We start from the raw sequence: 1919 nt of genomic DNA on the forward strand, positions 1-1919 counted from the left end.
CGACGCGCCCGGTGGCGGTGTCGCGGACGTGGAGCACGCCGGTCCCCTGGTCGAGCGTGAAGCCGGTGTCGGCGGTCGCCGCGACGGCGGTCTCCCGCTCCGCCGCGGCGCGGAGTGTGTAGGCGGTGGCGCCGCCGCCGAGGATCAGGGCCGCGAGGACGATGATCCACGCGCGCGTACGCCGGGACGGGCCCCGGCGGTCCGGGGCACTGGGCTTCACGGTCGGGTCCTCCTGGTGGGGGCTGCGGACGACGGCTCACCGGACGTCACGGCGGAGGGGCCGGGAGACGGAGGCACGGGCGGGGCGGCCCGCGGCGCGGGGCCGGGCGCCGGGGGCGCGGGCCGGGCGGTCTGCGGCCCGGGGCCGGACGCCGCAGGCCCGGGCGGAGCAGCTTCCGGCACGGAGACGGTCGCCGGAGGCACTGGGAGGGTGGCTTCCCGCGCGGGGGCGGGCATCGGAGGCGCAGGTAGGGCGGCCTGCGGCGCCGGAACGCAAGGCTGAGGCCCCGACGGGACCGCATCCCGTACCGGGACGGACGCCGGAGGCCCCGGCGGCGCGGCTTCCGGCCCTGGGCCGGACGCCGGAGGCGCAGGTAGGGCGGCCTGCGGCGCCGGAACGCAAGGCTGAGGCCCCGGCGGGACCGCATCCCGCGCCGGGAACGGGGGATCCGCCACCGCCCCCGACCCGGGCGCCGGGTCCGGTCCGGGTGTCCTCGCCCGGGCTGCCCCGGGCCTGTCCCGGGGCAGCAGGCGGCCGGCGCAGCAGAGAGCGGCCGTGAGGGCCAGGGCCGCGCCGGCGAGGGCGGTCCGTGGACCGCTCAGCGTCCACAGGGCACCGAAGGCGATCCCCGCGCCGACGCGGGCGAGTGCCTGCGCGGTCTGGACGAGGGCGAGGCCGCCGGCCCGCCGCCGTTCGGGGAGCAGCGGCCCGGCGAGGGCCATCAGCACCCCGTCGGTCGCGGCGTAGAAGGCGCCGAGCAGAAGCAGGACGCCCGCCAGGACCAGCGGGCCGGGCAGGGGCGCGAGGAGCAGCCCGTAGGCCAGGAGCAGCGCCCCGTGCCCGTACAGGAAGGGCCGTCTCCGCCCGGTCCGGTCGGCCCGGCGTCCGACCGGTACGGCGAGCAGCAGGTAGACGCAGGCGGCGCCGAGCGGGAGGAAGGGGAACCAGGTGGCGGGGAGGTCGAGCCGCCGCTGGAGGAGCAGATAGAGGAAGGCGTCCCCGACGGTGGCGGCTCCGAGCAGGGCCGCGCAGAGCACGGTCCGCCGGTAGGCGGGCGAGCGGAGGGCGGCGAAGGCCCCGCCCCGTCCGCGGGGCGGGCGGACCGGGGTCCGCGGGTCCCGCCGCCCCGGCACGAGCAGTACCCACAGGAGCACGCCGAAGGCTCCCACGCAGAGGCTGACCGCGAAGACGGCCTCGTAGGCGTCGGCCGTCGCCCACAGCAGCGCGAAGGCGGCCAGGGGGCCGAGGAGCGCTCCGGTGGTGTCCATGGCCCGGTGGACGCCGAACGCCCGGCCGAGGTCCTCGGGCGGGGTGTGGAGGGTGATGAGGGCGTCGCGCGGGGCGGTGCGGACGCCTTTGCCGAGCCGGTCGGCGGTGAGGGCGGCGGTGATCCAGCCGGCGGCTCCGGCCGCGCCGCCCGCGAGCAGCAGGCCGAGGCGGGAGCAGGCGGAGAGGGCGTAGCCGAGCCCGGCCACCTGTTTGTGGCGGCCGCCCCGGTCGGCGGTGTGGCCGCCGAGGAGCCGGACGAGGGCGGTGGCGCCGGTGGTCACTCCGTCGAGCAGCCCGAACTGGAGCGGGGACAGGCCCAGTCCGAGGACGAGGTAGAGCGGCAGGACGGCGGTGACCATCTCGGAGGAGACGTCGGTGACGAGGCTGACCGTGCCGAGGGCGAGGACGGTGCCGGGGACGTGGGGCCCGG

2 pseudogenes are annotated in these 1919 nt (G+C 79.0%); both read right to left on the reverse strand.

Annotated features, from left to right (window positions below):
* Positions 1-220: pseudogene (locus RIF68_RS35540) on the reverse strand (hypothetical protein); the annotation flags it as partial.
* A gap of 470 nt (positions 221-690) precedes the next feature.
* Positions 691-1919, reverse strand: a pseudogene (locus RIF68_RS35545) (MFS transporter); the annotation flags it as partial.

Source organism: Streptomyces sp., assembly GCF_031178505.1.
GTDB lineage: Bacteria > Actinomycetota > Actinomycetes > Streptomycetales > Streptomycetaceae > Streptomyces > Streptomyces gulbargensis.